Origin of the sequence: Dysosmobacter welbionis (assembly GCF_005121165.3) — a bacterium.
In the GTDB taxonomy this organism is placed as follows: Bacteria; Bacillota; Clostridia; order Oscillospirales; family Oscillospiraceae; genus Oscillibacter; species Oscillibacter welbionis.
Map to the genome: position 1 here is coordinate 2,354,656 of NZ_CP034413.3, position 23,337 is coordinate 2,377,992.

23 protein-coding genes and 2 pseudogenes are annotated in these 23,337 nt (G+C 62.6%); 20 read left to right on the forward strand and 5 right to left on the reverse strand.

The window, feature by feature from the left end:
* Nucleotides 1-284: 284 nt before the first annotated feature.
* The 8 genes and pseudogenes from EIO64_RS12405 to EIO64_RS12440 all read left to right on the forward strand — a co-directional run.
* Nucleotides 285-845: pseudogene (locus EIO64_RS12405) on the forward strand (DUF4349 domain-containing protein); the annotation flags it as partial.
* Nucleotides 846-1,010: 165 nt separating this feature from the next.
* The gene (locus EIO64_RS12410) at nucleotides 1,011-2,429 is read left to right on the forward strand and encodes a spore germination protein (protein ID WP_021751395.1); all 1,419 of its coding nucleotides are present in this window, start codon (nucleotides 1,011-1,013) and stop codon (nucleotides 2,427-2,429) included.
* Nucleotides 2,430-2,996: 567 nt separating this feature from the next.
* Nucleotides 2,997-5,078 (forward strand): elongation factor G, encoded by a 2,082-nt coding sequence (locus EIO64_RS12415; RefSeq protein ID WP_025545335.1) that lies wholly within the window; start codon nucleotides 2,997-2,999, stop codon nucleotides 5,076-5,078.
* A gap of 532 nt (nucleotides 5,079-5,610) precedes the next feature.
* Nucleotides 5,611-5,808 carry a DUF4177 domain-containing protein gene (locus EIO64_RS12420; protein ID WP_136891438.1) on the forward strand — a complete coding sequence of 66 codons (198 nt, stop codon included), beginning with the start codon at nucleotides 5,611-5,613 and terminating at the stop codon, nucleotides 5,806-5,808.
* Nucleotides 5,809-5,944: 136 nt separating this feature from the next.
* Nucleotides 5,945-6,511: an NADH peroxidase gene (locus EIO64_RS12425; RefSeq protein WP_021751391.1), complete on the forward strand. Its 567-nt coding sequence runs from the start codon at nucleotides 5,945-5,947 to the stop codon at nucleotides 6,509-6,511.
* Between the two features lie 226 nt (nucleotides 6,512-6,737).
* Nucleotides 6,738-6,947 (forward strand): helix-turn-helix domain-containing protein, encoded by a 210-nt coding sequence (locus tag EIO64_RS12430; protein ID WP_021751390.1) that lies wholly within the window; start codon nucleotides 6,738-6,740, stop codon nucleotides 6,945-6,947.
* Nucleotides 6,948-7,084: 137 nt separating this feature from the next.
* A complete protein-coding gene (locus tag EIO64_RS18845) occupies nucleotides 7,085-8,125 on the forward strand; it encodes a helix-turn-helix domain-containing protein (protein ID WP_119310493.1) in 1,041 nt (346 codons plus the stop codon).
* 36 nt (nucleotides 8,126-8,161) lie between these two features.
* Nucleotides 8,162-8,818, forward strand: coding sequence for an HAD hydrolase-like protein (locus EIO64_RS12440; RefSeq protein ID WP_119310494.1), 657 nt, complete (start codon nucleotides 8,162-8,164; stop codon nucleotides 8,816-8,818).
* A gap of 56 nt (nucleotides 8,819-8,874) precedes the next feature.
* Here EIO64_RS12440 and EIO64_RS12445 read toward each other — a convergent pair whose 3' ends face one another.
* The 3 genes from EIO64_RS12445 to EIO64_RS12455 all read right to left on the reverse strand — a co-directional run bounded on the left by EIO64_RS12445 (nucleotide 8,875) and on the right by EIO64_RS12455 (nucleotide 10,693).
* Complete coding sequence (locus EIO64_RS12445; RefSeq protein WP_136891439.1) at nucleotides 8,875-9,660, reverse strand: S1C family serine protease; 786 nt, start codon at nucleotides 9,658-9,660, stop codon at nucleotides 8,875-8,877.
* On the reverse strand, nucleotides 9,609-10,157 hold the full coding sequence (locus tag EIO64_RS12450; RefSeq protein WP_158629788.1) for an S-layer homology domain-containing protein: 549 nt from the start codon (nucleotides 10,155-10,157) through the stop codon (nucleotides 9,609-9,611). The genes EIO64_RS12445 and EIO64_RS12450 overlap by 52 nt, the downstream gene beginning before the upstream one ends.
* Before the next feature lie 197 nt (nucleotides 10,158-10,354).
* The gene (locus EIO64_RS12455; protein WP_119310496.1) at nucleotides 10,355-10,693 is read right to left on the reverse strand and encodes a DUF2651 family protein; all 339 of its coding nucleotides are present in this window, start codon (nucleotides 10,691-10,693) and stop codon (nucleotides 10,355-10,357) included.
* 211 nt (nucleotides 10,694-10,904) lie between these two features.
* Between EIO64_RS12455 and EIO64_RS12460 the strand changes: the two genes are divergently transcribed.
* The 7 genes and pseudogenes from EIO64_RS12460 to EIO64_RS12490 all read left to right on the forward strand — a co-directional run bounded on the left by EIO64_RS12460 (nucleotide 10,905) and on the right by EIO64_RS12490 (nucleotide 18,729).
* Entirely contained in the window at nucleotides 10,905-11,900 is a 996-nt protein-coding gene (locus EIO64_RS12460) for an MBL fold metallo-hydrolase (protein ID WP_136891441.1), read from the forward strand.
* Between the two features lie 21 nt (nucleotides 11,901-11,921).
* Nucleotides 11,922-12,581 carry a deoxyribose-phosphate aldolase gene (deoC, locus tag EIO64_RS12465; protein WP_136891442.1) on the forward strand — a complete coding sequence of 220 codons (660 nt, stop codon included), beginning with the start codon at nucleotides 11,922-11,924 and terminating at the stop codon, nucleotides 12,579-12,581.
* 15 nt (nucleotides 12,582-12,596) lie between these two features.
* Nucleotides 12,597-13,313, forward strand: coding sequence for a purine-nucleoside phosphorylase (gene deoD, locus EIO64_RS12470; protein WP_136891443.1), 717 nt, complete (start codon nucleotides 12,597-12,599; stop codon nucleotides 13,311-13,313).
* A gap of 471 nt (nucleotides 13,314-13,784) precedes the next feature.
* Entirely contained in the window at nucleotides 13,785-14,942 is a 1,158-nt protein-coding gene (locus EIO64_RS12475; protein ID WP_021751380.1) for a BMP family lipoprotein, read from the forward strand.
* Between the two features lie 189 nt (nucleotides 14,943-15,131).
* Nucleotides 15,132-16,636: pseudogene (locus tag EIO64_RS12480) on the forward strand (ABC transporter ATP-binding protein).
* Nucleotides 16,637-16,642: 6 nt separating this feature from the next.
* Complete coding sequence (locus EIO64_RS12485) at nucleotides 16,643-17,788, forward strand: ABC transporter permease (protein ID WP_021751378.1); 1,146 nt, start codon at nucleotides 16,643-16,645, stop codon at nucleotides 17,786-17,788.
* Complete coding sequence (locus tag EIO64_RS12490) at nucleotides 17,788-18,729, forward strand: ABC transporter permease (protein ID WP_021751377.1); 942 nt, start codon at nucleotides 17,788-17,790, stop codon at nucleotides 18,727-18,729. Before EIO64_RS12485 ends, EIO64_RS12490 begins: the two co-directional genes overlap by 1 nt.
* Nucleotides 18,730-18,802: 73 nt before the next feature.
* Here EIO64_RS12490 and EIO64_RS12495 read toward each other — a convergent pair whose 3' ends face one another.
* Nucleotides 18,803-19,723 (reverse strand): nucleoside recognition domain-containing protein, encoded by a 921-nt coding sequence (locus EIO64_RS12495; RefSeq protein ID WP_021751376.1) that lies wholly within the window; start codon nucleotides 19,721-19,723, stop codon nucleotides 18,803-18,805.
* Between the two features lie 98 nt (nucleotides 19,724-19,821).
* Here EIO64_RS12495 and EIO64_RS12500 point away from each other — a divergent pair, with 98 nt between their 5' ends.
* The 4 genes from EIO64_RS12500 to ybeY are packed head-to-tail and all read left to right on the forward strand — an operon-like array spanning nucleotide 19,822 to nucleotide 22,817.
* Complete coding sequence (locus EIO64_RS12500) at nucleotides 19,822-20,112, forward strand: YabP/YqfC family sporulation protein (protein ID WP_021751375.1); 291 nt, start codon at nucleotides 19,822-19,824, stop codon at nucleotides 20,110-20,112.
* A gap of 4 nt (nucleotides 20,113-20,116) precedes the next feature.
* The gene (locus tag EIO64_RS12505; RefSeq protein WP_136891444.1) at nucleotides 20,117-21,322 is read left to right on the forward strand and encodes a sporulation protein YqfD; all 1,206 of its coding nucleotides are present in this window, start codon (nucleotides 20,117-20,119) and stop codon (nucleotides 21,320-21,322) included.
* Nucleotides 21,322-22,323, forward strand: coding sequence for a PhoH family protein (locus EIO64_RS12510; RefSeq protein WP_021751373.1), 1,002 nt, complete (start codon nucleotides 21,322-21,324; stop codon nucleotides 22,321-22,323). Before EIO64_RS12505 ends, EIO64_RS12510 begins: the two co-directional genes overlap by 1 nt.
* Nucleotides 22,323-22,817, forward strand: a complete 495-nt coding sequence (ybeY, locus tag EIO64_RS12515) for an rRNA maturation RNase YbeY (RefSeq protein ID WP_136891445.1) — start codon at nucleotides 22,323-22,325, stop codon at nucleotides 22,815-22,817. The genes EIO64_RS12510 and ybeY overlap by 1 nt, the downstream gene beginning before the upstream one ends.
* A 1-nt stretch (nucleotide 22,818) precedes the next feature.
* Here ybeY and EIO64_RS12520 read toward each other — a convergent pair whose 3' ends face one another.
* Nucleotides 22,819-23,028, reverse strand: a complete 210-nt coding sequence (locus EIO64_RS12520) for a hypothetical protein (protein ID WP_021751371.1) — start codon at nucleotides 23,026-23,028, stop codon at nucleotides 22,819-22,821.
* A 91-nt stretch (nucleotides 23,029-23,119) separates the two neighbouring features.
* Here EIO64_RS12520 and EIO64_RS12525 point away from each other — a divergent pair, with 91 nt between their 5' ends.
* Nucleotides 23,120-23,323 carry a helix-turn-helix domain-containing protein gene (locus EIO64_RS12525; RefSeq protein WP_158629789.1) on the forward strand — a complete coding sequence of 68 codons (204 nt, stop codon included), beginning with the start codon at nucleotides 23,120-23,122 and terminating at the stop codon, nucleotides 23,321-23,323.
* Nucleotides 23,324-23,337: the final 14 nt, after the last annotated feature.

The following is a 23,337-nucleotide window of genomic DNA, read 5'->3' on the forward strand; positions in this document are numbered from 1 at the left end:
GACACCGCCTCCAACAGCGCCGCCACGGATGGGGCGGACGACCCGGGCGGCTCCTACGGCGCCTGGGCGGAGGCGGAAGTGGCTGAGGACTCCGGCGGTACGGCGGAGGACGGTGCCTCCGACCGTCTGGAAAACGCCAAGATGATCTACACCGCCCGGATGGAGGTGGAGACCACCGCCTTCGACACCGCCGACGCGGACCTGCGGACGCTGGTGGAGGTCCTGGGGGCTATTTTGAGCAGGCGGCGGTCCATGACTACGGCAGCGGCTATCGCTCCGGCGACTACAAAGTGCGCATCCCCGCGGATCAGTTCCAGCCTTTCCTGGACCGGGTGGGGACACTGTGCCACGTCACCTATCAGGAGCAGACCAGCGAGAACGTCAGCGAGGCGTACTACGACGCGGAGAGCCGCCTGGCCACTCAGAGGACCAAGCTGGAGCGGCTGCAGAACCTGCTGGCCCAGGCGGAGAATATGGAGGACATTATCACCATCGAATCCGCCATCTCCGACACGGAGCTGGAGATCGAGCGGCTCACCGGCACCCTGCGGCAGTATGACGCCCTGGTGGACTACGCCACTGTCCATCTCTCCCTCCAGGAGGTGTACCAGCTCTCCAATGTGGAGGAGCCGGCTACCAGTTTTGCAAGCCGCATGGGCGCGGCCTTTGCTTCTGGCTGGCGGGGGTTTGTGGGCGCACTGGAGAGTCTGGCCGTGGCCCTGGCCTACGGCTGGGTGTGGCTGCTGCTTCTGGCGGCGGTTGGCACCGTGGCGGGCCGCCTTCTCTGGAAGAGGAGGCGCAGGGAGCGGCAGGCCGCCTCCAAGGAGTCGGAGAACAAGCCGTAAGACAGAACGGAACAAACAGCGCATCCGGCGTTGGATGCGCTGTTTTCCTGCCGGATTTTTGAAAATGATGTGGATTTTTGACGGATGATATTCCGTTTTGTGTTCGCTGTCGGGCATACACCGCGCCGCCGCGGCACATACTAGCGGGGATCACGGAGGTGGAGCATGAATCGGATTTCATCCAATTATGAGGAAAATGTGCAATGGTTCAACGACGTGCTAGGGGCAGGCCGCAGCTGCGACATGGTATGTCGGGACCTGTATGTGGGCGGCCGGCGGGCCCGGTTCTGGGTCATCGACGGCTTCGGCGGGGACGCCATCCTGGAGCGGATGGGGGCCTTCTGGCTGTCGCTCCAGCCGGAGGCGGTGCAGGGCCTGACGGAGATGCAGCAGTTCGCGGACCGCTATGTGACCTTTATGGAGGTGAACGTCAGCTATGACCGGGATGACATCGTCACCTCCGTGCTGATGGGCAAAAGCCTGCTGGTGATGGAGGGGCTGTCCGGCGCGGCGCTGATCGACGCCAAGGAGTATCCCAGCCGCAGCGTGGGAGAGCCGCCGGACGGCAAGGTCCTCCGGGGCTCTCATGACGGATTCATTGAGGCGGTGGTGCCCAACATGGCCATGCTGCGCCGCCGCATCCGGGATCCCCACCTGACCATGGAGGGGCTGAAGGTCGGCCAGCGGACCCACAGCGACGTGGCGCTGTGCTACCTGGATGACCGGGTGGACCACGCCCTGCTGGACGAGCTGCGCCACAAGCTCCAGAACATCCAGGCCAACTCCCTCACCATGGCGCAGGAGAGCGTGGCGGAGGCCATCCGCCCCAAGCAGTGGTACAACCCCTTCCCAAAGGTGCGGTACACTGAGCGGCCGGACACCGCCGCCGCCTGCGTCATGGAGGGCAGCATCATCCTGATGGTGGACAACTCTGCGGCGGTGATGATCCTGCCCACCACCTTTTTTGACTTTACCCAGGAGGCCAATGACTTCTATTTTCCCCCGCTGGTGGGCACGTATCTGCGGGTCCTGCGGGTGACGGTGTTCCTGATCTCCCTGCTGATTACCCCTGCCTGGTACCTGATGGTCAGCTCGCCGGGGCGCCTGCCGTCCTGGCTGGATTTCCTCTCCTCCCCGGAGCCGGCGGCGCTGTCTCTGCTGTCCCAGCTGCTGGTGGTGGAATTCCTGATCGACGTGCTGAAGCTGGCGTCCCTGAACACGCCGGATACGCTGTCCAACTCCTTCTCCATGCTGGGGGCCTTGATCCTGGGTGATTTTGCCGTGCAGGCCGGATGGCTGGGGCCGGAAGTACTGGTGTATATGGCATTCGTCTCCGTGGCGGGCTTCGCCCAGCCCAGCTATGAGCTGGGGTACGCCTTCAAGCTGCTGCGGGTGGCGCTGCTGCTGCTGACAGCGGCCTTCGACGTCTGGGGATTCTGCCTGGGGTTCGTGGGCATCCTAGTCCTGCTGGCCACCACAAAACCCCTGGTGGGCCACGGGTATCTCTATCCCCTGATCCCCTTCAACGGCAAGGCGCTTCGCCGGCTGCTGGTGCGGGAACCCATCAATCGGGACAACACCTGAGAGACCCGCTCCTTCCAGCACGCGCCGGACAGGATTCTGTCCGGCGCGTTTTTTCCCCGAAAGCAGAAAATTTTTCAAACTGTGGCATTTCCAACCCCTTTTGGAAAAAATGGGCGCTCTGATGAAACGGACTGCGGGGACAAAAGCCCACCCTGGTGCGTTTGACGAGGAGAGAAGGGACTCATATCACGGATCATCATGAACTTCTACACCCCTTCAGCTTTGGATGGAGGGGAAATTTGAACAGGCGGGAGAGATGCAGCCGGCGGAGAGAAATGAGGGGCCGCCACAGCTGCTCCGGTGGCCGGACGGCCCGGCTGCCGTCTTTGCAGCCGCGCTGGAGACGGCCGTGCGTGCCTGCATGGCGCCGCCCGGCGGGGGGAAACTGTTTTTCGCCGACTTGACGAAATTTCCGGCTGTTTTTTCGCTCTCCTGCCCAAAACGGGGAATGTGCCAAAATTTTTGTTGTATTGCACCGGCAAAGGTTGTATAATTTCTACATTAGGCATCCCCGGCGGCCGGTGGGACTGGCCGCGGCAACAGCACAACATAAGGAGTGGAACAAACATGAGCTATTCTGTACAAAACATCCGCAACGTCTGTCTGCTGGGCCACAGCGGAAACGGCAAGACCGCCCTGGCAGAGAGCCTGCTGTATATGACCGGGGCCATCGACCGGATGGGCCGGGGCGCGGACGGGAATACGGTCTGCGACTATGATCCGGAGGAGACCAAGCGGCAGATCTCCATCTCCACCGCTGTGGCGCCGCTGGAGTACAAGGGGTGCCGGATCAACGTGCTGGACACGCCGGGCGCGTTCGACTTCGCCGGCGAGGTGATCGAGGCTCTACGGGCCGCCGACGCCGCCATCATCGTCTGCTCCGCCAAGGACGGCGTGTCCGTGGGCCTGGAGAAGGCGTGGAAATACTGCGAGGAGCGGAATATGCCCCGCTTTATCTATATCTCCAAGACCGACGAGGACAACAGCGACTACAACGCCACCTTCGAGGCTCTGCGGGCCCGGTTCGGCAACAAGATCGCGCCTCTGGTGGTGCCCATCTGGGACGAGGGCAAGAAGGTCACCGGCATCATCGACGTGCTGAACAAGCGCGCCTATGAGATGCAGGACCAAAAGCGGGTGGAGATCGAGATCCCCGAGGGCAAGGACGCCGTCATCGAGGAGTTCAACAACGCCCTGAAGGAGTCCGTGGCCGAAACCAGCGAGGAGTTCATGGACAAGTTCTTCGGCGGCGAGGACTTCACCTACGCCGAGATGATTCAGGGCCTGCGCCAGGGCGTGCGGGAGTTGAGCCTGTTCCCCGTGCTGTGCGGCTCCGCTGTCAACTGCATGGGCAGCCTGATGCTGCTGGACGACATCGTGGACCTGCTGCCCAACCCCATGGAGGGCAACTATCACAAGGCCACCCGCCAGGACGGCGAGACGGAGCCCTTTGTGGTCTCCCCCGGCGGCGTGCCTACGGCCTTCGTGTTCAAGACCGTCTCTGACCAGTACGGCAAGTACAGCTTCGTCAAGGTGCTCTCCGGCACCCTGACGCCGGATCTGCCCATGGTCAACGCCCGCACCGGCGTCTCTGAAAAACTGGGCCGCCTGTACACCATGCGGGGCAAGAAGGCCACCGAGGTGAAGGAGCTGGGCTGCGGCGACATCGGCGCCATCGGCAAGATGGAGAAGGTCAAGACCGGCGATACCCTGTGCGACGCCCGGAAGGTCGTCGCCCTGAAGGAACTGCCCTTCGCAGAGCCCTGCTATTCCGTGGCCATCGTGCCCAAGACCCGGGGCCAGGAGGACAAGATCGCCCAGGGCCTGGCCCGTATGAACGAGGAGGATCCCACCTTCTCCGTCACCAACAACGCCGAGACCCACCAGATGGTGCTCAACGGCTCCGGCGACATGCAGGTGGATGTGCTGGTCAGCAAGCTGAAGAGCCGCTTCAATGTGGAGGCGGATCTGAAGCCCGTGCGGGTGCCCTATCGGGAGAAGATCCGCAAGACTGTCCAGAAGCAGGGCCGCCACAAGAAGCAGACCGGCGGCAGCGGCCAGTTCGGCGACGTGTGGATCCGGTTTGAACCCCAGACGGAGCAGGACGACATGATCTTCGCCGAGGAGGTCTTCGGCGGCAGCGTGCCCAAGAACTTCTTCCCTGCGGTGGAGAAGGGCCTGCGGGAGGCCTGCGCCCACGGTCCCCTGGCGGGCTATCCCGTGGTGAACCTGAAGGCCGTGCTGTACGACGGCTCCTACCATCCGGTGGACTCCTCCGAAATCGCCTTTAAGACCGCGGCGCAGCTGGCCTACAAGGCCGCCCTGCCGGAGGCCAACCCGGTCCTGCTGGAGCCGGTGGGCGAGCTGAAGGTCACTGTGCCCGACAGCTACATGGGCGACGTCATCGGCGATCTGAACAAGCGCCGGGGCCGCGTCATGGGCATGGATCCCACCGGCGACGGCAACCAGGTGATCTCTGCGGAGGTGCCCATGGCTGAGATGGGCAGCTACGCCATCGATCTGCGGTCTATGACGCAGAGCCGCGGCAGCTTCACCTTCCACTTCGTCCGCTACGAGGACTGCCCGCCGGCAGCCCAGGAGAAGGCCATCGCGGAGGCGAAGGCGCTCCAGGCGGCGGAGGAGAAGTAAGGAAGAGGCAGTCCGCGTCTCTCCGCCGGGAGTCCGGCGTACAAGTATTTTGCCGGAGGCAAAATCTTGAAATCGGCCGAATTCACTTCGGGCGATTTGCATCCAATGCGGGGTCCCCGCGGGGCGCAAAGCGGCTTGCGGGGCGACTGCCCGCCGGCAGCCCAGGAGAAGGCCATCGCGGAGGCGAAGGCGCTCCAGGCGGCGGAGGAGAAGTAAGGAAGAGGCAGTCCGCGTCTCTCCGCCGGGAGTCCGGCGTACAAGTATTTTGCCGGAGGCAAAATCTTGAAATCGGCCGAATTCACTTCGGGCGATTTGCATCCAATGCGGGGTCCCCGCAGGGCGCAAAGCGGCTTGCGGGGCGACTGCCCGCCTGCGGCCCAGGAGAAGGCCATCGCGGAGGCGAAGGCGCTCCAGGCGGCGGAGGAAAGATAACGCACATTTGCAAAAACCAAAACGGCGGGGAGCAAACTCCCCGCCGTTTCTGTAAGCAGAAATGCCACAAGCTGTTAATTTGTATGAAAGGAGCGGGCACATGTATCAATATAAATACATTCCGGTGGATACCGGCGGCGGCTTCCTGTCAGACACCCGGGAACACCGGGAGCTTATCGACGCATACGCCGCAGAAGGCTGGCGGTATGTGGGATTTTTCCCGGTGAGCTTCACGAGTCATGGAGGGATTAGCCGGGTGGACCTGATCTTTGAACGGAGTCGTAAATTGCCGACTTAAAATCCAGGAAAAGTTTTCTATTAGTTGCAAAAGCAACTTCAAAATATTAGAATATCCTGTTATACTCAAACTGTCCCAAGGGGACTGAGGAAAAAAGGCTTTCAAAAAAGATAAGTATAAAAGGAGGACATTTACTATGAAGAAGTGGGTCTGCTCTGTCTGCGGTTATGTTTATGAGGGCGAGAATCCCCCCGAGAAGTGCCCCCAGTGCGGTGTTCCCGCCTCCAAGTTCACCGAGCAGAAGGGTGAGCTGAGCTGGGCTGCCGAGCATGTGGTCGGCGTGGGCAAGTCCTTCGGCGAGTCTGTTCCCGCCGAGGTCCAGAAGGAGATCATCGACGGTCTGAACGCCAACTTCACCGGCGAGTGCACTGAGGTCGGCATGTATCTGGCCATGTCCCGCGTGGCATATCGTGAGGGCTATGCCGAGATTGGTGAGTATTGGCGCCGGGCCGCTCTGGAAGAGGCCGAGCACGCTGCCAAGTTTGCGGAGCTGCTGGGCGATGTGGTGACCGACTCCACCAAGAAGAACCTGGAGATGCGGGTCGAGGCCGAGAACGGCGCCACCCTGGGCAAGTTCGAGCTGGCCAAGCTGGCCAAGCAGTACAACCTGGACGCCATCCACGACACCGTGCATGAGATGGCCCGCGACGAGGCCCGTCACGGCAAGGCTTTCGAGGGCCTGCTGAAGCGGTACTTCGGCTGATTCGAAAAGTCCATACGGCAAATCCCCCGGCCGCCGGCCGGGGGATTTTTATAAAAAGAGAGGTAAGACCGTTCGCGCCGCACGAAACTAATCAGAATCTGTAACATCTTTCAAGGCCCTGAGGGGCGCTTGCTTTTCTGCTCCCATATACATGAACTGATGTTGGTTGATCTGGTCATACATCAATTTCGGTTAACATGCAGGCAGAAAGAGAGGCTTGCGTGTGATGATCTCCTATGACAGCCTGCGGGACAAAATGAAGGAAAAAGGCATCTCTCAATACGCCCTGATTAGGCGCTGGCACATCAATCCAGCCCAGATCACCCGCCTGAAGCGGAATGAGAGCGTCAGCCCCCACACCATTGAGATGTTCTGCAAGATCCTGAAGTGTGAGGTGGGGGACATTATGCGGCATATTCCGGACGGGAAAGCGTAACGGCAGAGCAGGCCGCCCGCTCTGCCGTTTTTTGCCGTCCCCGGCCCGATTCTACGCTCCGCAGACAAAATTCAAGGGCGGGGGATGGTCAAACAGCCTGATTTGCGGTATGCTGAGGCCAGAGAGGAGGGAGGCCCATGGATGCCGGAAAGACAGGCGCCTATCTGGCGGCGCTGCGGAAAGCCCGGGGCATGACCCAGCAGGAGGCGGCGGATCAGCTGGGTGTCTCCAACAAGACCGTGAGCAAGTGGGAAAACGGCGCGGGGCTGCCGGATATCACCGTGCTGCCTGCCTTGGCGGAGCTGTACGGCGTCACCGCCGATGATATCCTGGCGGGAGAGACCTTGCGGGGCCGGCCAGCGGAGGCCCAGGGACCGGCACGGCGGCGCCTCCTGCTGCTGCGGCTGCGGACCCGGTTCGACCTCTGTTTCATCGGCAGCCTGGCGCTGGGTGTGCTGGCGGCATTCCGGGTGGCCTATGTCAGTCTGGCGGCCTGGCCGCTGTCGGTGGGCCTCTTATGGATCGGCTATGTGCTGGCTGTCCATCCGGCCCGGTACGGTGATATATCGTTGGATGCTAAAATTTGGGAAAACCTGTACCGCAAGCTGCTGGCCGCCTCCGCCGTCCAGTGGTGGGCCCTGCTGCGGCTGGTGCGGCTGGGCAGGCTGGAGGTGGACTTTGCGGAGATGCGGTACTACGACACCATGCAAGCCTGGAAGCCGCTGCTCTTCGCCGTGGGGCTGGCGCTGCTGTGCGCCGTGCTGGAGCGGGCCCTGCGCCGCCGGGCGGGGGCGGATGCCTCTTTGCTGTGGATACCGGAGCGGCTGCGGCCAATGCTCCACCGGAGCGGCGGCTTCCTGCGGCGGACCCGGCGGCTCTGGCTGGTGTGGCTGGCGTGGGCGGTACTTCTGGCGGGGCTGTGGTTCCTGGCGGACGGCCAGCTGGACCGGGTGTTGGCGCCCTGGATCGCCCGATATGGGGAAGAGCTGGTCCAAAGCGGTTTCCCGGAGAGCTGGACCATCCTGCGGGGGCGGCTGGAGGCGGATGTGGCACTCTGGCTCCGGCTGCGGCAGGGGGTGCTGATCGCCGGCGCCGTCTCCGGGGCTGGCGTGCTGGTTTGGACGCTGCTACATTGGAAAAAGCGCCGCCCCCCTCTTGCGGAGGAGGGCGAAACATGATAGAATCTCTCCGGCGAAGAATAAGGGGAGAAGTGTATGTATCACTATATTTTCTTTGATTTGGACGGCACGCTGACAGACTCCAAGGAGGGCATCCTCAACAGCCTGCGGTATGCCTTTGACAAGCTGGGGGAGCCGGTGCCGCCGGAGAGCACCCTCATCAAATTCATCGGCCCGCCCCTGCAGGACTCCTTCGCGGAATTCTGCGGCTTTTCGGCGGAGCGGGCCGCGGAGGCCATCGCCGCCTTCCGGGAGCGGTACGAGCCTGTCGGCAAGTTTGAGAACATGGCCGCCCCCGGCATGGCGGACCTGTGCGCCCGGCTGAAGGCCCGGGGCTATGTGCTGGCTCTGGCCTCCTCCAAGCCGGAGAGCCTGTGTGTGCCCATCTGCGAGAAGTTCGGCTTCACGCCGTCTTTGGCTGTTGTGACGGGCAGCCCGCCCGTGGGGGACTGGAGCAAGGCGGACGTGATCCGGGAGACTATGCGCCGCCTGGAGCTGACGGAGGCCCACAAGCCGGAGATCCTGATGGTGGGGGACCGGAAGTTCGACGTGCTGGGCGCCAAGGCGTGCGGCATCGCCTGCGCGGGCGTGGAGTTCTTCGGCTACGCCGCCCCCGGCGAGCTGGCGGAGAGCGGCGCTGTGGCCGTGGTCCGGACACCGGAGGAGCTGGAGCAGTTCATCCTGACCCATTGAATGCGAAAAAAGAGGCGGCGCCCATGGGGCGCCGCCTCTTTCAGGCGCTTCGGTATTCAGCCGACGGTTTCCGCCTCGAGGACTTCCGGCAGGGTCAGGCCCTCACCAGTGAGATCGGCGGTGAGGATGGGGTCGATGGGCACCGCCAGATACATACTATTGCCGTAGACATAGGCGCCGGAGGTAACGGCTACCGCCTGACCGTAGACGTTCAGCAGGGCGCCGCCGCTGCTGCCCTCGGAGATGTCGGCGGTGCTCATGACGCAGGGCAGGGCGTACCGCTCCACATCCCGCTGCGTGGCGCTGACGATGCCGGAGCTGACTGCCAGCCCCAGGCCCAGGGGATTGCCGATGGCGTAGACCGTGTCGCCCGCCCGCAGGTCTCCGGTGCCGGAATCCGCGATGTCCAGCGTGGCAAAAGCAGAGGTGTCGTGTCCCTTTAGGGCGGCGTGGGAGACGCGGATCACCGCGATATCGATGTCCGGATCGTAGTAGATGACCCGCTCCACCTCATATACATCCCCGGTGGAGAGCGTGGCGGTGGCGGAGACCGCGTCCGCGATGGAGTGGTAGTTGGTGATGGCCAGCCCGTCCTCCGTGATGAAGAAGCCGCTGGCCTCGCCGGTGACAAGGCCTTCGTCCCGGTACGCCTCCGTCTCATAGGTGTCCAGACGGAACACGGCGGCCGCGCAGCGGTCCGCCACCTGCCGGGCGGTGAGGGCGGGGGTCAGCAGGCCCAGGGCGTTGGCCGCGGCCCGGGAGACGGTCCCCTGGCTCACCAGGCGCCCGATCACTGTGGCGCTGCCGTCCCGGTAGGAGAAGGACAGGGCATCCGCCGCCATCTCAAACAGGTCCCCTGGGTCAGGGTGCCGGTATAGGCGATGGGGAAGAGGCCGATCCGCTGGGCGAAACCCGCGGCGTCGGCAATGGTAAAGTCGCCCGCCTTGTCGGAATACCCCAGCATCCGCAGCAGGAAGGCGCTCCAGGCGTTGGCGGTGAGGGCCGCGTCCGGCCGGAAGGCTGTCGCCGTGACGCCGGTGATCCAGCCCTGCCGGGCGGCGTAGTTCACCTCCTGGGCGATGGAGGCGGGAACATCCCGGAAGCCGGCCAGCCAGTTGTCTGCCGCGGCGGCCTGTTCTGCCCCGGCCAGATGCACCAGCAGCACGGCCGCCTGTGCCCGGGTGGCGGGGGCGTCCAGATTATATGTAGAGTCGATCAGTCCCAGGGTGGAGAGGGTGTCCGCGGCCCGGGCCGCCTCCCCCTCCAGAGCGGAGGCGGCGGGGATCACGCTCACCGTCAGGACAAGGACACAGAGGAGCGAAAGAAGTCGTTTTTTCATGGGGTAGCCTCCAAATCTTGAGAATGGCTCCATTTTAGCACCGGGCAGAGCGCTTGGCAAGGCCCGGTCCCTTTACTGCCCGGGCCGATTTGGGCGTTCCCAAGACTCTCTTGGCGGAAAAGACGGAACAGAACGGTATATAAAAGGCCCCGCTGCCGCACATGAGGGCCTTGGTTCCACTATTCTGTATATTGGGATCACGCTCTTCTGCCCTTCAGAAAAGAACGCATCAGCATCGCGATCATGCCAATCATGAGATAGCAGACGCAATACAACAAAAACGCTGTTTCACCCATCGCAAAGAATAGCCACGCCCCTGCCAGAAATAATCCCGCGACAACAATTGGAAGGGGCCACAGCCGCTTGATGTCCTTTCCTGCAAATACGCCGCATACAGCAGAAAATATGGGATTGACCCCAAAGAACAGCAGAAGGCAGACGGCCATTCCCGCGCTGCCTGCAAATGTTGCTGCCAACCACGGACAGCCTATCATCAACAGCATTGCCAATATAGACCAGAAGATCAATGGCTTCATGTGGATGGCCTCCCTTTTATACGGAAATGGTTGCTTTTCTATATGATATCATATACGTCTGGCTGCTTCAAGGTTTGGAAGCGGGCCCCTTCAGCGAAAGCGCCGGAGCTGCCCATCCGTCCGGAGGAGGCGGGGGAGCAAGGCCCGTCTCACTGGACAGGCGGGCCAAAGTCTGCTATACTGAATCTACCTTTTGGAAAGGAAGCGGCCCATGGCGGAGCGATTGGCGGAGGACCTCTGGCGGCTGGACATCCCCTTGGTGGGGAACCCGCTGAAAAACTTGAACAGCTATTTGCTGACCGGAGAGCGGAGCCTGCTGATCGACACGGGCTTCCGCCAGCAGTCCTGCCGCGAGGCCATGGAGCGCCAGCTGGCGGAGACGCACGTGGACCGGGACCGGCTGGACATTTTCTGCACCCACCTCCACAGCGACCACACAGGGCTGGCGCCGGAGCTGATCCGCCCCGGCTGCCGGATCTATATCGGGGAGATCGACAGCCCCGGCGTGAAAAACGCCTCGGATCCGTCCTGTTGGAAGCGGCTTTACGGGGAATATGTGCGGGACGGCTTCACCCAGGCGGAGATGGAGGCCCTGTGGGGAGACAATCCGGCCCAGACGGCGGCCCCGCCCTGGCGGGAAGGGCTCTATACGGAGCTGCAGGACGGCGCGGCGCTCCATTACGGCGGCCGTATGCTGCGGTGCGTGCTGACGCCGGGCCACACGCCGGGGCACCTGTGCCTGTATGACCCGGCCCGCCGGCGGCTGTTCTGCGGCGACCATGTGCTGTTTCACATCACGCCCAACATCTGCCGCTGGCAGGGAGTGGAGGACTCTTTGGGGGACTATCTCAGCAGTCTGGACAGGACGGCCGCTCTGGACACAGCGGAGCTGTATCCCGCCCACCGGGCGGAGACCGGGGACCTGCGGCAGCGGACGGCGGAGCTGAAGGCCCACCACGCCCGCCGGCTGGAGGACACCCTGCGGACCGTGGAGAAGGCGCCGGGCCTCACCGCCTATCAGATCGCAGGCCGGATGCGTTGGAGCATCCGCTGCCGGAACTGGGCGGATTTTCCCCTGGCGCAGAAGTTCTTTGCCGTGGGAGAGGCCCTGGCCCATCTGGACCATCTGGAGGCCCAAAGGCGGGTCTTCCGCCAGGAGATACATGGAAAACGGGTATATTTCGCCGGCGTGGGCGACAAAATATGAATGATAAAGGAGATGCTTCAAATGGAAGTGAAAGAGATTCTGAGCAAGTGCGACCACACTCTGCTGGCCCAAACGGCCACCTGGAAGGAGATCCAGGCCATCTGCGACGATGGTATGAAGTACGGCTGCGCCAGCGTCTGCATCCCTGCCAGCTATGTCAAGCAGGCGGCGGAGTATGTGGCGGGAAAGCTGCCCATCTGCACGGTGATCGGCTTCCCCAACGGGTATGACACCACCGCCGCCAAGTGCTTCATGGCCACGGACGCCGTGGAGAACGGCGCCGAGGAGGTGGACATGGTCATCAACCTGGGCTGGGTGAAGGATCAGAAGTGGGATGACCTGCTCGCCGAGATCAAGGCCGTGAAGGCCGCCTGCAAGGGCAGGCTGCTGAAGGTCATCATCGAGTGCTGCTTCCTCACAGACGAGGAGAAGATCAAGATGTGCGAGATCGTCACCGCCTCCGGCGCGGAGTATATCAAGACCTCCACAGGCTTCGGCACCGGCGGCGCCACCCGGGAGGACGTGGCCCTTTTCGCCAAGCACGTGGGCCCCAACGTGAAGATCAAGGCCGCCGGCGGTATCGCCGACCTGAAGGACGCGGAGGACTTCATCAACCTGGGTGCCTCCCGCCTGGGCACCAGCCGCATCGTCAAGGCCGTGAAGGCCATGGAAGAGAAATAAGGAGGAAATGAAAGCATGGGAACTCCCCATAACGAGGCGGCCCAGGGGGCCTTTGCCAAGACCGTTCTGATGCCCGGCGATCCGCTGCGGGCCAAATTCATCGCGGAGACCTTTCTGCAGGACGCGAAGCTGGTGAACAACGTCCGGGGCGTCCAGGGCTACACCGGCACCTATCAGGGCACGCCTGTGTCCGTCATGGCCTCCGGCATGGGGATGCCCTCCATCGGCATTTACTCCCATGAGCTGTTCCACTTCTATGATGTGGACAACATCATCCGGGTGGGCAGCGCCGGCGCTATCTCCCCCCAGCTGAAGGTGCGGGACGTGGTGTTCGGCCAGGGCTCCTGCACGGACTCCAACTACGCCCACCAGTTCGGCCTGGGCGGCACCTTCGCCCCCATCGCGGACTTCACCCTGCTGGAGACCGCCGTGACGGTAGCCCGGAAGCTCGGCATCGAGCCCCATGTGGGCAGCCTGCTCAGCTCCGACGTGTTCTACAACAAGGCGGGCAACACTCTGGACTGGGGCAAGATGGGCGTGCTGGCCGTAGAGATGGAGAGCGCGGCCCTGTACTGCAACGCCGCCGAGGCGGGCAAGCGGGCCTTGGCCATCTGTACCATCTCCGACAGCTTGATTACCGGCGAGGAGCTGCCTGCCGCCGACCGCCAGACCACCTTCACCCAGATGATGGAGATCGCCCTGGGCGTTGCCGTGGAAATGGCGAAGAAGTAAGGCGAGTTCAAAAAAGAAGAATCAGTCCCCGCGGCCACGCGGGGGAAGCATGAAGGGGGACGTTGAGTCCCCCTTCATAGTTGATCGGCCCGCCGCAGCGGCGACTTTCGGCAAAGGTGAAAGCGGGAGGCCCGCCGGCAAAGCCGCCGGGCCGGGACGCGGAGCATCTTTTCCATATTTTCCCGGTCCGGCACAGGCCGAGCCTCTCCGGGAAATGACCGGTGACAATGGAAACAGAGCCGTGACAAACCACAGCAAAAATTTTGCAGAATTGGTTCTGCTTTTTACAAAACCGTAAAAAAGATATCCGAAATTCATAAAAATTTCAACAAAATGTGGCGAAAAAGAAAACAATTTGGAAATGCGGTTGCAATCCTCAGGAAGAGTTGTTATAATGGGCCTGACCCGTTGAGGTCATCCTGCGCGGAGAGATTTTCGCGCGGATAACAAAACGAAGGAAGGTAGATTCCAATGAAGAAGTTTCTTGCATTGCTCCTGGCATTGGTGATGTCCCTGTCCCTGGTCGCCTGCGGCGGCGGGGACGACACCGCCGCTGACGGGGGCGCCGATGCGGAGGATGGCGGCAACGCCGAGACCGCCGCTTATCAGGTGGCTATGATTACTGACTACGGCGATATCACCGACCAGTCCTTCAACCAGACCACCTATGAGGCCTGCCAGGAGTTCTGTGACGCCGAGGGCCTGCAGTTCGAGTACTACAAGCCCGCCGGTGACTCCACCGCCGAGCGTGTGGCCATGGTGGACGCCGCTGTGGCTGACGGCTACAACGTCATCGTGATGCCCGGCTACGCCTTTGCCGAGACCATCAAGGAGACCGCGGAGCTGTATCCCGACGTGACCTTCATCGCGCTGGACGTGGCGCAGGGCGATCTGGGCGAGGACTACACCGTGCCCTCCAACGTGTACTGCGCTGTGTATCAGGAAGAGCTGTGCGGCTACATGGCCGGCTACGCCGCCGTGAAGCTGGGCTACACCCACCTGGGCGTGCTGGGCGGCATGGCCGTTCCCGCCGTGCAGCGGTTCGGCTATGGCTTCGTGCAGGGCGCTGACGCCGCTGCCGTGGAGATGGGCATCGCCGACCAGGTCGTGATGGAGTATGCCTATGGCAACCAGTTCTATGGCGACAGCGATATCACCGCCTACATGGACAACTGGTATCAGACCCTGGGCGTGGAGGTCGTCTTCGCCAGCGGCGGCGGCATCTACACCTCCGCGGCTGAGGCTGCTGCCAAGGTCGGCGGCAAGCTGATCGGCGTGGACGTGGACCAGTCCGCCAACATCGACACCTATGGCGAGGGCATGTGCGTGACCTCCGCCATGAAGGGTCTGGCCGAGACCGTCAAGCACATGCTGGGCGAGGTCGTGGCAGGCAACTTTGCCAACTACGGCGGCCAGGTGGAGACCCTGGGCCTGGTGAACGGCGATGATCCCACCGCCAACTATGTCCAGCTGCCCATGGAGACCACCCAGTGGGGCGACGGCTTCACCCAGGACGACTATAAGGCCCTGGTGAAGGCCATGTACGACGGCGATGTCACCGTTTCCAACGACATCTCCGCCATGCCCGCAACCACCATCACGGTGAACTTTGCCGGCAACATCAAGTAAGGATCAGAGTCTTTGCAGGAAGAGGACGGGAGCAATCCCGTCCTCTTTTTTTGCCTCTGGACAAATTTTACAAAACAAACCTGATATTCCTGCATTTTTTCTTTGAAATATTCCGGAAGATATAGTACAATAAATACACTATACAAGAGGAGGAGGGCGGTAAGCTTGGAACAGCCATATGCCATTGAAATGCTGAATATCACCAAGCGCTTTCCGGGAATTGTCGCAAACGACAACATCACGCTCCAACTGAAGCGGGGCGAGATCCACGCGCTGTTGGGAGAAAACGGCGCCGGAAAGTCCACGCTGATGAGCGTGCTGTTCGGCCTGTACCAGCCGGAGGAGGGCGTCATCAAAAAAGACGGCCAGGTGGTGCAGATCAAGGACCCGAACGATGCAAACGCACTGGGGATCGGCATGGTCCACCAGCACTTCAAGCTGGTGGAATGCTTTTCCATTTTAGACAACATCATCCTGGGCGTGGAACCCTGCAAGAACGGCTTCCTGCAGAAGCAGGAGGCCCGGGAGAAGGTCCTGGCCCTGTCGGAGAAGTACGGCCTGCAGGTGGACCCGGACGCACTGGTGGAGGATGTCACCGTGGGCATGCAGCAGCGCACGGAGATCCTGAAGATGCTCTACCGGGACAATGAGATCCTGATCTTCGACGAGCCCACCGCTGTGCTGACGCCGCAGGAGATCGACGAGCTGATGCAGATCATGAAGAACCTGGCGGCAGAGGGCAAATCCATCCTGTTCATCTCCCACAAGCTGAATGAGATCATGTCCGTGGCGGACCGCTGCACGGTCCTGCGGAAGGGCAAATACATCGGCACGGTGAACATCGCCGAGACCAGCCGTGAAGAGCTGTCCCGCATGATGGTGGGCCGGGACGTGGAGTTCGCAGTCCACAAGGAGCCCTCCAAGCCCAAGGATCCCATCCTGGTGGTGGAGGGTATGACCGTGGCCTCCAAGCTCCATAACAACAATGCTGTGAAGAATATCTCCTTTACGGTCCGGGCGGGAGAGATTGTCTGCATTGCCGGTATTGACGGCAACGGCCAGACGGAGCTGATCTACGGCCTGACGGGCCTGGAGCCCCTGGAGTCCGGCAAGATCACGCTCTGCGGCCAGGACATCACCCGCGCCCCCATCCGGCAGCGGTCTCTGCTGGGCATGAGCCACATTCCGGAGGACCGCCACAAGCACGGCCTGGTGCTGGACTACACCCTGGAGGACAACATGGTGCTCCAGCGGTACTTTGAGCCTCAGTTCGTCAGCAAGGCGGGCTTCCTGAAGCGCAAGGCCATCCGCGAGTACGCCAACCGCCTGATCGAGCAGTACGACGTCCGCTCCGGCCAGGGGCCTGTCACAGTGGCCCGCAGCATGTCCGGCGGCAACCAGCAGAAGGCCATCATCGCCCGGGAGATCGACAAGGACCCGGAGCTGCTGATCGCCGTGCAGCCCACCCGCGGCCTGGACGTGGGCGCCATCGATATCACAAGCAGATCGTGGCCCAGCGGGACGCCGGCAAGGCGGTGCTGCTGGTGAGCTTGGAGCTGGACGAGGTCATGTCCCTGTCCGACCGTATCCTGGTGATCTATGAGGGCGAGATCGTGGGCGAGCTGGACCCCAAGACCACCACGGCGGAAGAGATGGGCCTGTACATGGCCGGCGCCAAGCGGAAGGGGGCTTGAGAAACCATGAGACAAGAAAAATCATCCCTCCTGCGGAACAAGGGATTCCAGTCCCTGCTGGCATCCCTGCTGTGCATCGTGCTGGGCCTGCTGATCGGCTATATCGTGCTGCTGATTATCAACCCCGCCGGCGCGGGAGAGGCCATCCGCACCATTGTGGAGAACTTCCTGTACTATCCCAGCGCCGCGGCCCGGCTGCGGTATCTGGGCAACACGCTGGTGAAGACCGCGCCGCTGCTGATGTGCAGCCTGTCGGTGCTGTTCGCCTATAAGGTGGGCCTGTTCAACATCGGCGCCGCCGGCCAGTACGTCATCGGCGCCGGCGCCAGCCTGTACTGCGCCTTGGGCTTCGGGCTGCCCTGGTACGTGTGCCTGTTGGCGGCTATTGCTGCCGGTGCGGTGCTGGGCGCCATCTCCGGGCTCCTGAAGGCGTACCGCAATGTGAATGAGGTCATCTCCTGCATCATGCTCAACTGGATCAGCCTGTATCTGGTGAACGCCCTGCTGTCCCAGGTGAAGGAGACAGCCAGTCCCTACACCTTCACCCTGAGCAGCACGAATCCCGACGCCATCCTGCCCTCTCTGGGCCTGGGCGCCCTGTTCTCCGACAACCAGTATGTGACCATCGCCATCCCCCTGACGGTGATCGTGGCCGTGGGCATCTGGGTCCTGCTGGAGAAGACCAAGCTGGGCTATGAGCTGCGGGCCACCGGCTGCAACAAGTTTGCGGCCAAGTACTGCGGCATGAAGGAGAAGCGAAACATCATCCTCACCATGGCCATCGCCGGCGGCCTTGCCGGTATGGGCGCGGCCACGCTGTTCCTCACCGGATTCGAGCAGTGGCAGGTCACACAGTCCGCGGTGCCGGCCATGGGCTTCAACGGCATCGCCGCCGCCTTCCTGGGCGGACTGAATCCCATCGGCGCTATCTTCTCCTCGTATTTCATTCAGCACATCACCAACGGCGGCGCGTATGTGGACAAGACCATGTACTCCGCCCAGATCTCTGATCTGATCTCCGCCCTGATTATCTACCTGTGCGGCTTCGTACTGTTCTTCAAGGTCTTTATGAACAGCCGGCTGGACCGGCGGGATGAAAAGCGGCGGGCAAAGGAAGACCGGCCCGGCTCTGAGGAAGGAGGGAAGGCGTAATGTTACTGCTGCTGCAATACACGCTGATTTTCGCCTCCGTCCTGCTGCTGGTGGCGCTGGGCGGCTGCTTCTCTGAACACTCCGGCGTCATCAACATCGGCCTGGAGGGCATCATGGTCATGGGCGCCCTGGGCGGTGCGCTGATGATGAAGTTCCTGCCTGCAGGCACCTCCGCCTTTGTGGTGGTGCTGTTGACGGTGCTGGCCAGTATCCTGCTGGGCATGATCTACTCCCTGCTGCTGGCGGTGGCGGCCGTGAACTTCAAGGCGGACCAGACACTGGTGGGCACGGCCATGAACCTGCTGGGCACCGCCGCGGCCACCGTGTTCGTGAAGGCCATGAACACCGCCGCCGATCCGGACAACGTGTCCTCCACCATCCAGTACCTGGACGGCCGCAAGGCATTCCTGGTGAACATCGGCGGCTTTGAGTTCAACTGGTGCATGCTGCTGGCGGTGATCGCCCTGGTAATCGCCTATGTGGTGCTGTACAAGACCCGCTTCGGCCTGCGGCTGTGCGCCTGCGGCGAGCATCCCCAGGCAGCGGATTCCGTGGGCATCAACGTCTACCGGATGCGCTACGCCGGCGTACTGATCTCCGGCGTGCTGGGCGGCCTGGGCGGCATTGTGTATATCATCGCGGGCGTCAGCGAGTGGAAGTTTGAAAACGGCGTGGCCGGTTTCGGCTTCCTGGCCCTGGCGGTGATGATCTTCGGCCAGTGGAAGCCCACCCGCATCGCCCTGGCGGCGCTGCTGTTCGGCTTCTTCCGGGCCCTGGGCAATGTGTACAGCGGCTTCGACCTGCTGAGCAATCTGAACCTGCCCAGCTCCGTGTATAACATGCTGCCCTATGTCATCTCCCTGGTGGTGCTGGCCTTCACATCTCAGAAGTCCCGCGCCCCCAAGGCGGAGGGCATTCCCTACGACAAGGGCCAGCGGTAATTCCATCACAAAACGGAATTTCACGACAAAATATGCCTCCCTGTTATCGGCTTCGACAACAGGGAGGCTGTTTTTATCCCAGCACGTAGCCCACCAGCAAAGCGGCCAGCAGCAGGGAGAAGGCACTCTGCACCACCTTGCCCAGGAAGCAGTTCCGCAGCCGCAGGCCGCTGCCCTCCAGCACCGCCAGCGTCTGACACAGGACCGAGAGGCCGCCCCAGCCCGCTGCTGCCGCCGCCAGAAGAAAGCCGAAGGCATCAGCTGTCAGCAGTGGCGTCAGGGAGAAGAGCTCCAGCGCCGCCACCAGGACCGCCCCCAGGCGGCCGCCCACGGCGGTGAGAGGCTGCGCCAGCACATAGAAGAACACCACGAAGGCGCACACAGACAGAATCCCGGCAAGCGAGGACCGGACAGCCCCGGTGAAGGCCTCCGCAAAGCTGACAGCCCGGAAAGGAGGACGCCTTGTCAGCTCCTGCCGGGAAGCGGATTTTCCGCTGCCCCGAAACACCAGTCCCGTCAGAAGGGCGGAGAGCACATGGATCAGCCACAGCCACACCCCGGCCCGCACACTGCCGAACACCCCCACGCCCAGCACACTGATGAGGAACACCGGATTGGAGTTGTTGCAGAAGGCCAGCAGCCGCTCCGCCTCCTCCCGGGAGACCAGATTTTCCCGGTAGAGGTCTGCTGCCGTCTTGGCGCCGATGGGGTAGCCCCCCACCAACCCCAGCACCAGCGCAGCACTGCCAGCACCGGGGACCCGGAACAGCGGCTCCATCAGCCCCGCCAGCCAGGGGGCGGCCAGCTCCCCGAACCCCAGAGCCAGCAGCGCTGAGGAGGCCACCAGGAAGGGGAACAGGGAGGGGACCACGGAACGGGCACAGAGGGCCAAAGCTTCCGCCACACTGTCCCGCACGGCCCCGGCGTCCGCCAGAAACCACACCAGCAGGCCGCCGAGGCACAGGCAGGCCAGTATCCGCCATCGAATCCGCATCCCGCATCACCTCTCCACACCCTATGCCGGAGCGGGGGACACTATGCCCCCGGCATGTTGCGGGACGTTTGTGCATACAGTCGGGAAGAGGTGAACGTATGGAGCGGAATCGAAAGGACCGAAACGGTGGCGTGCTGGACACGGTGGCGGAGCTGTTCGACCTGCCGGCAGATCTGGTGGCGGGCCTGCCCCACCTGGAGATGATGGGCAGCCGCCAGCTGTATCTGGAGCACCACACAGGCATCCTGGCGTACAGCGACGAGCAGATCGACGTAAACACCACCGGCGGCGTGCTGCGGGTCCGGGGCGCCCGCCTGGCCCTGATGGCCATGACGGCGGAGGAGCTGCGGATCGGCGGGGACATTGCCGCCGTGGAGTGGGTGAGGTGACACCATGCTGAATCAGATCGTCAACCGGCTCCAGGGCCAGGTCCGGATCCGGGTGGAGACCCCCTTTCCGGAGCGGGTGCTGAATCTGTGCGGCGCCCGGAACCTGGCCTTCTGGGATATGGAGTGGGAGTCCGAGACTGCCTTCACCTGCCGGCTGAACCGGCGGGATTACTACGCCCTGCGCCGGGCGGTGAAACAGCTGGACTGCCGGCTGACCGTGGTGCGGAAGGAGGGGGTACCCTTCTTCCTGGGCCGGTTCCGGCGGCGGCACGCGCTGTTGGCGGGACTGACCCTGTGCAGCGCACTGCTGTTCTTCGGCTCCTTCTTCATCTGGGACTTCACGGTGGAGGGGAACCAGCGGGTCACAGACGAGGAGATCCTGCGGGCGCTGCAGCGGCAGGGGGTGGGGATCGGGACCTTCGGCATCTCCCTGGACACGGAGGACATCCGCAACCATGTGCTGCTGGAGATTCCGGAGCTGCTGTGGATCACAGTGAACGTCTCCGGCTGCCGGGCCTATGTAGAGGTGCGGGAGCGGGTGGAGGCGCCGGAGCCGGTGGACGAGCGGGAGCCCACCAACGTGGTGGCCCGCCGGGACGGGCTGATCCTGGACATCCAGGCGATGGATGGGGTCCGGTGCGTGCTGCCGGGGACGTCGGTGGAGGCGGGCGAGCTGCTGATCTCCGGCGTGGAGGACACGGAGACCGTGGGCGCCCGGGTCCTGACCGGCATGGGAAAGGCGGAGGCCCGGACCTGGTACACCCTCTCCACAGTAATGCCTCTGACGGTGGCGGAAAAGCAGTACACCGGAGAGGAGAAACAGGGCTACTCCCTGGTCTTTGGGACAAATCGGGTAAAATTCTTTTTAAACAGTAGCATCGGGACGGGAAACTATGATAAAATAACCGAAAGGACCCAGTGGTCCCTGTTCGGGCTGCCGCTGCCGGTCACCTTTGTGAAGGAGACCTTTCGTTTTTACGAGACGGTCCCCGCCGAGGTCTCCGCCGCCCAGGCGGAGAGCCGGGGTGAGGCGATCCTCACGGACTACCTCCACACTCTGGTGGACCCCTACGGCACCGTCAGCTCTACCCTGTGCACTTCTCGCCGGGAGGGGGACGGACTGCTGGTGACACTGACGGCGGAGTGTGTGGAGGAGATCGGCCGGGCCGTGCCCATCTACACAGACCCCACAGAAGAATCGGGCGGCTGATGCCCGGGAGATACAGGAGTGATACCTTGGAACAGCGAATCAGCATTGAGCGGCTGGAGCAGGCCGTGAATATTTTTGGCTCCTTTGACGAGAACATCCGCCTGCTGGAGCAGGAGTTCTCCGTCACGGTGGTGAACCGGGACGGGGAGCTCCGGGTGGAGGGCGAGCCGGAGGACACCATGCTGGCCTGCAAGGCCATCCAGGCCCTGCTGACCCTCTCTTCGCGGGGGGAGGCCATCGGGGAGCAGAACGTCCGCTACGTCATCGGCCTGGTGCGCAGCGGCAAGGAGTCCCAGATCACCGAGCTCACCGGCGACGTACTGTGCATCAGCGCCAAGGGCCGGCCCATCAAGCCCAAGACCATCGGTCAGAAGGAGTATATCAAGTCCGTCCTGAAGAACACCGTCACCATCGGCGTGGGCCCGGCGGGCACCGGCAAGACGTATCTGGCCGTGGCCGCCGCCGTGCAGGCGTTTCGGGACAAGCAGGTGAACCGCATCATCCTGACCCGTCCGGCGGTGGAGGCCGGCGAGCGGCTGGGCTTCCTGCCCGGGGACCTGCAATCAAAGGTGGATCCCTACCTGCGGCCGCTGTACGACGCCCTCTTCGACATGCTGGGGGCGGAGACCTATCAGAAGTATTTGGAGCGGGGCAACATTGAGGTGGCCCCTCTGGCCTATATGCGGGGCCGGACGCTGGACGACAGCTTCATCATCCTGGACGAGGCCCAGAACACCTCCCGGGAGCAGATGAAGATGTTCCTGACCCGGCTGGGCTTCGGGTCCAAGATCGTCATCACCGGCGACGTGACCCAGATCGACCTGCCGGACGGCAAGGCGTCCGGTTTGAAGGAGGCCATGCGGGTCCTGCGGGACGTGGAGGGCATCGGCATCTGCGAGCTGACCAACGCCGACGTGGTCCGCCATGTGATGGTCCAGCGGATCGTGGAGGCCTATGAGCGGTACGAGACCGCGAAAAACGGCGGAAAGGGGCGGAAGTGATGGCGAAGCGGCATTATATCCCCGTCACCGCCGACGTGCCCGGCGCCGCCAGTGAGGGCAACTGCGCCCTGATCCGCAAGGTGATCCGCACCGCCCTGGCGGCGGAGGGGGTGGACGTTCCCTGTGAGGTGGACGTGCTGCTGACGAACGACAGCGGCATTCACGAAATCAACCGGGAGATGCGGCAGGTGGACGCCTCTACGGACGTGCTGAGCTTTCCGGAGTTCGACCTTCGGCCCGGGGAGCTGCCCGCACCGGAGGACGCAGACCCGGGCACCGGCCTGGTGCCCCTGGGGGACATGGTGATCTCCATGGAGCATGTGGCGGCCCAGGCCAGGGAGTACGGCCACGCCAAACGGCGGGAGCTGAGCTATCTGGTGGTGCACTCTGTTCTGCACCTGCTGGGGTACGACCATCTGGACGAGGGGCCCCAGAAGGCCCAGATGCGGGCGAGAGAGGAAGCCATCCTGGGGGAGCTGGGCATCGGGCGGTGAATCACTCCCGGGGCAGGCCCCGGCCGGTGCGCAGGCCCAGCAGGAAAGCGTGGATGGCGGTGAACTCCAGGTTTTTTTCATAGCTTTCCAAGGCGTGATAACCCAACTCGTTATGAATCATATCCATGTGGAAGTTATAGTCGTCCGCTGGGACAGTGTCCAGGTAGGGCTTGATGTAGTGGAGATAAAGCCATATCATAAAGTCTGACATAGAAACCACCTTTCAAAAAACACCATTTTCACTGTGCTATGATGAAAAGATAACACAGTTAATTCGCGGTGTCAAGAGGAACAAAATGCTTTTGAAAGAAAGACTGCGAGAATTGCGCAAGGAGAAAAAAGAGACACAGGTTCAGGTAGCTGAGGCGATTGGGATTGTTGAGCAGCACTACCAGAAATTTGAGGGTGGTGTTAACCTCCCCAACCTGGAAAACGCCTGGAAGCTGGCGGACCACTTCGGCGTCACCATCGACTATCTGGTGGGGCGAAGCGACAAGCGGGGGTAACATGAGATGGGCCG

What these genes read in the sequence shown, in the direction of transcription:
- deoC (WP_136891442.1), top strand. Translation starts at nt 11,922, where the DNA reads ATGGAAGTGAAAGAGATTCTGAGCAAGTGCGACCACACTCTGCTGGCC.
- EIO64_RS12420 (WP_136891438.1), top strand. Translation starts at nt 5,611, where the DNA reads ATGTATCAATATAAATACATTCCGGTGGATACCGGCGGCGGCTTCCTG.
- EIO64_RS12495 (WP_021751376.1), bottom strand. Translation starts at nt 19,723, where the DNA reads ATGCGGATTCGATGGCGGATACTGGCCTGCCTGTGCCTCGGCGGCCTG.
- deoD (WP_136891443.1), top strand. Translation starts at nt 12,597, where the DNA reads ATGGGAACTCCCCATAACGAGGCGGCCCAGGGGGCCTTTGCCAAGACC.
- EIO64_RS12450 (WP_158629788.1), bottom strand. Translation starts at nt 10,157, where the DNA reads ATGAAAAAACGACTTCTTTCGCTCCTCTGTGTCCTTGTCCTGACGGTG.
- EIO64_RS12410 (WP_021751395.1), top strand. Translation starts at nt 1,011, where the DNA reads ATGAATCGGATTTCATCCAATTATGAGGAAAATGTGCAATGGTTCAAC.
- EIO64_RS12520 (WP_021751371.1), bottom strand. Translation starts at nt 23,028, where the DNA reads ATGTCAGACTTTATGATATGGCTTTATCTCCACTACATCAAGCCCTAC.
- EIO64_RS12500 (WP_021751375.1), top strand. Translation starts at nt 19,822, where the DNA reads ATGGAGCGGAATCGAAAGGACCGAAACGGTGGCGTGCTGGACACGGTG.
- EIO64_RS12485 (WP_021751378.1), top strand. Translation starts at nt 16,643, where the DNA reads ATGAGACAAGAAAAATCATCCCTCCTGCGGAACAAGGGATTCCAGTCC.
- EIO64_RS12415 (WP_025545335.1), top strand. Translation starts at nt 2,997, where the DNA reads ATGAGCTATTCTGTACAAAACATCCGCAACGTCTGTCTGCTGGGCCAC.
- EIO64_RS12440 (WP_119310494.1), top strand. Translation starts at nt 8,162, where the DNA reads ATGTATCACTATATTTTCTTTGATTTGGACGGCACGCTGACAGACTCC.
- EIO64_RS12505 (WP_136891444.1), top strand. Translation starts at nt 20,117, where the DNA reads ATGCTGAATCAGATCGTCAACCGGCTCCAGGGCCAGGTCCGGATCCGG.
- EIO64_RS12490 (WP_021751377.1), top strand. Translation starts at nt 17,788, where the DNA reads ATGTTACTGCTGCTGCAATACACGCTGATTTTCGCCTCCGTCCTGCTG.
- EIO64_RS12475 (WP_021751380.1), top strand. Translation starts at nt 13,785, where the DNA reads ATGAAGAAGTTTCTTGCATTGCTCCTGGCATTGGTGATGTCCCTGTCC.
- EIO64_RS12425 (WP_021751391.1), top strand. Translation starts at nt 5,945, where the DNA reads ATGAAGAAGTGGGTCTGCTCTGTCTGCGGTTATGTTTATGAGGGCGAG.
- ybeY (WP_136891445.1), top strand. Translation starts at nt 22,323, where the DNA reads ATGGCGAAGCGGCATTATATCCCCGTCACCGCCGACGTGCCCGGCGCC.
- EIO64_RS12445 (WP_136891439.1), bottom strand. Translation starts at nt 9,660, where the DNA reads ATGGCGGCGGATGCCCTGTCCTTCTCCTACCGGGACGGCAGCGCCACA.
- EIO64_RS12460 (WP_136891441.1), top strand. Translation starts at nt 10,905, where the DNA reads ATGGCGGAGCGATTGGCGGAGGACCTCTGGCGGCTGGACATCCCCTTG.
- EIO64_RS18845 (WP_119310493.1), top strand. Translation starts at nt 7,085, where the DNA reads ATGGATGCCGGAAAGACAGGCGCCTATCTGGCGGCGCTGCGGAAAGCC.
- EIO64_RS12430 (WP_021751390.1), top strand. Translation starts at nt 6,738, where the DNA reads ATGATCTCCTATGACAGCCTGCGGGACAAAATGAAGGAAAAAGGCATC.
- EIO64_RS12510 (WP_021751373.1), top strand. Translation starts at nt 21,322, where the DNA reads ATGCCCGGGAGATACAGGAGTGATACCTTGGAACAGCGAATCAGCATT.
- EIO64_RS12455 (WP_119310496.1), bottom strand. Translation starts at nt 10,693, where the DNA reads ATGAAGCCATTGATCTTCTGGTCTATATTGGCAATGCTGTTGATGATA.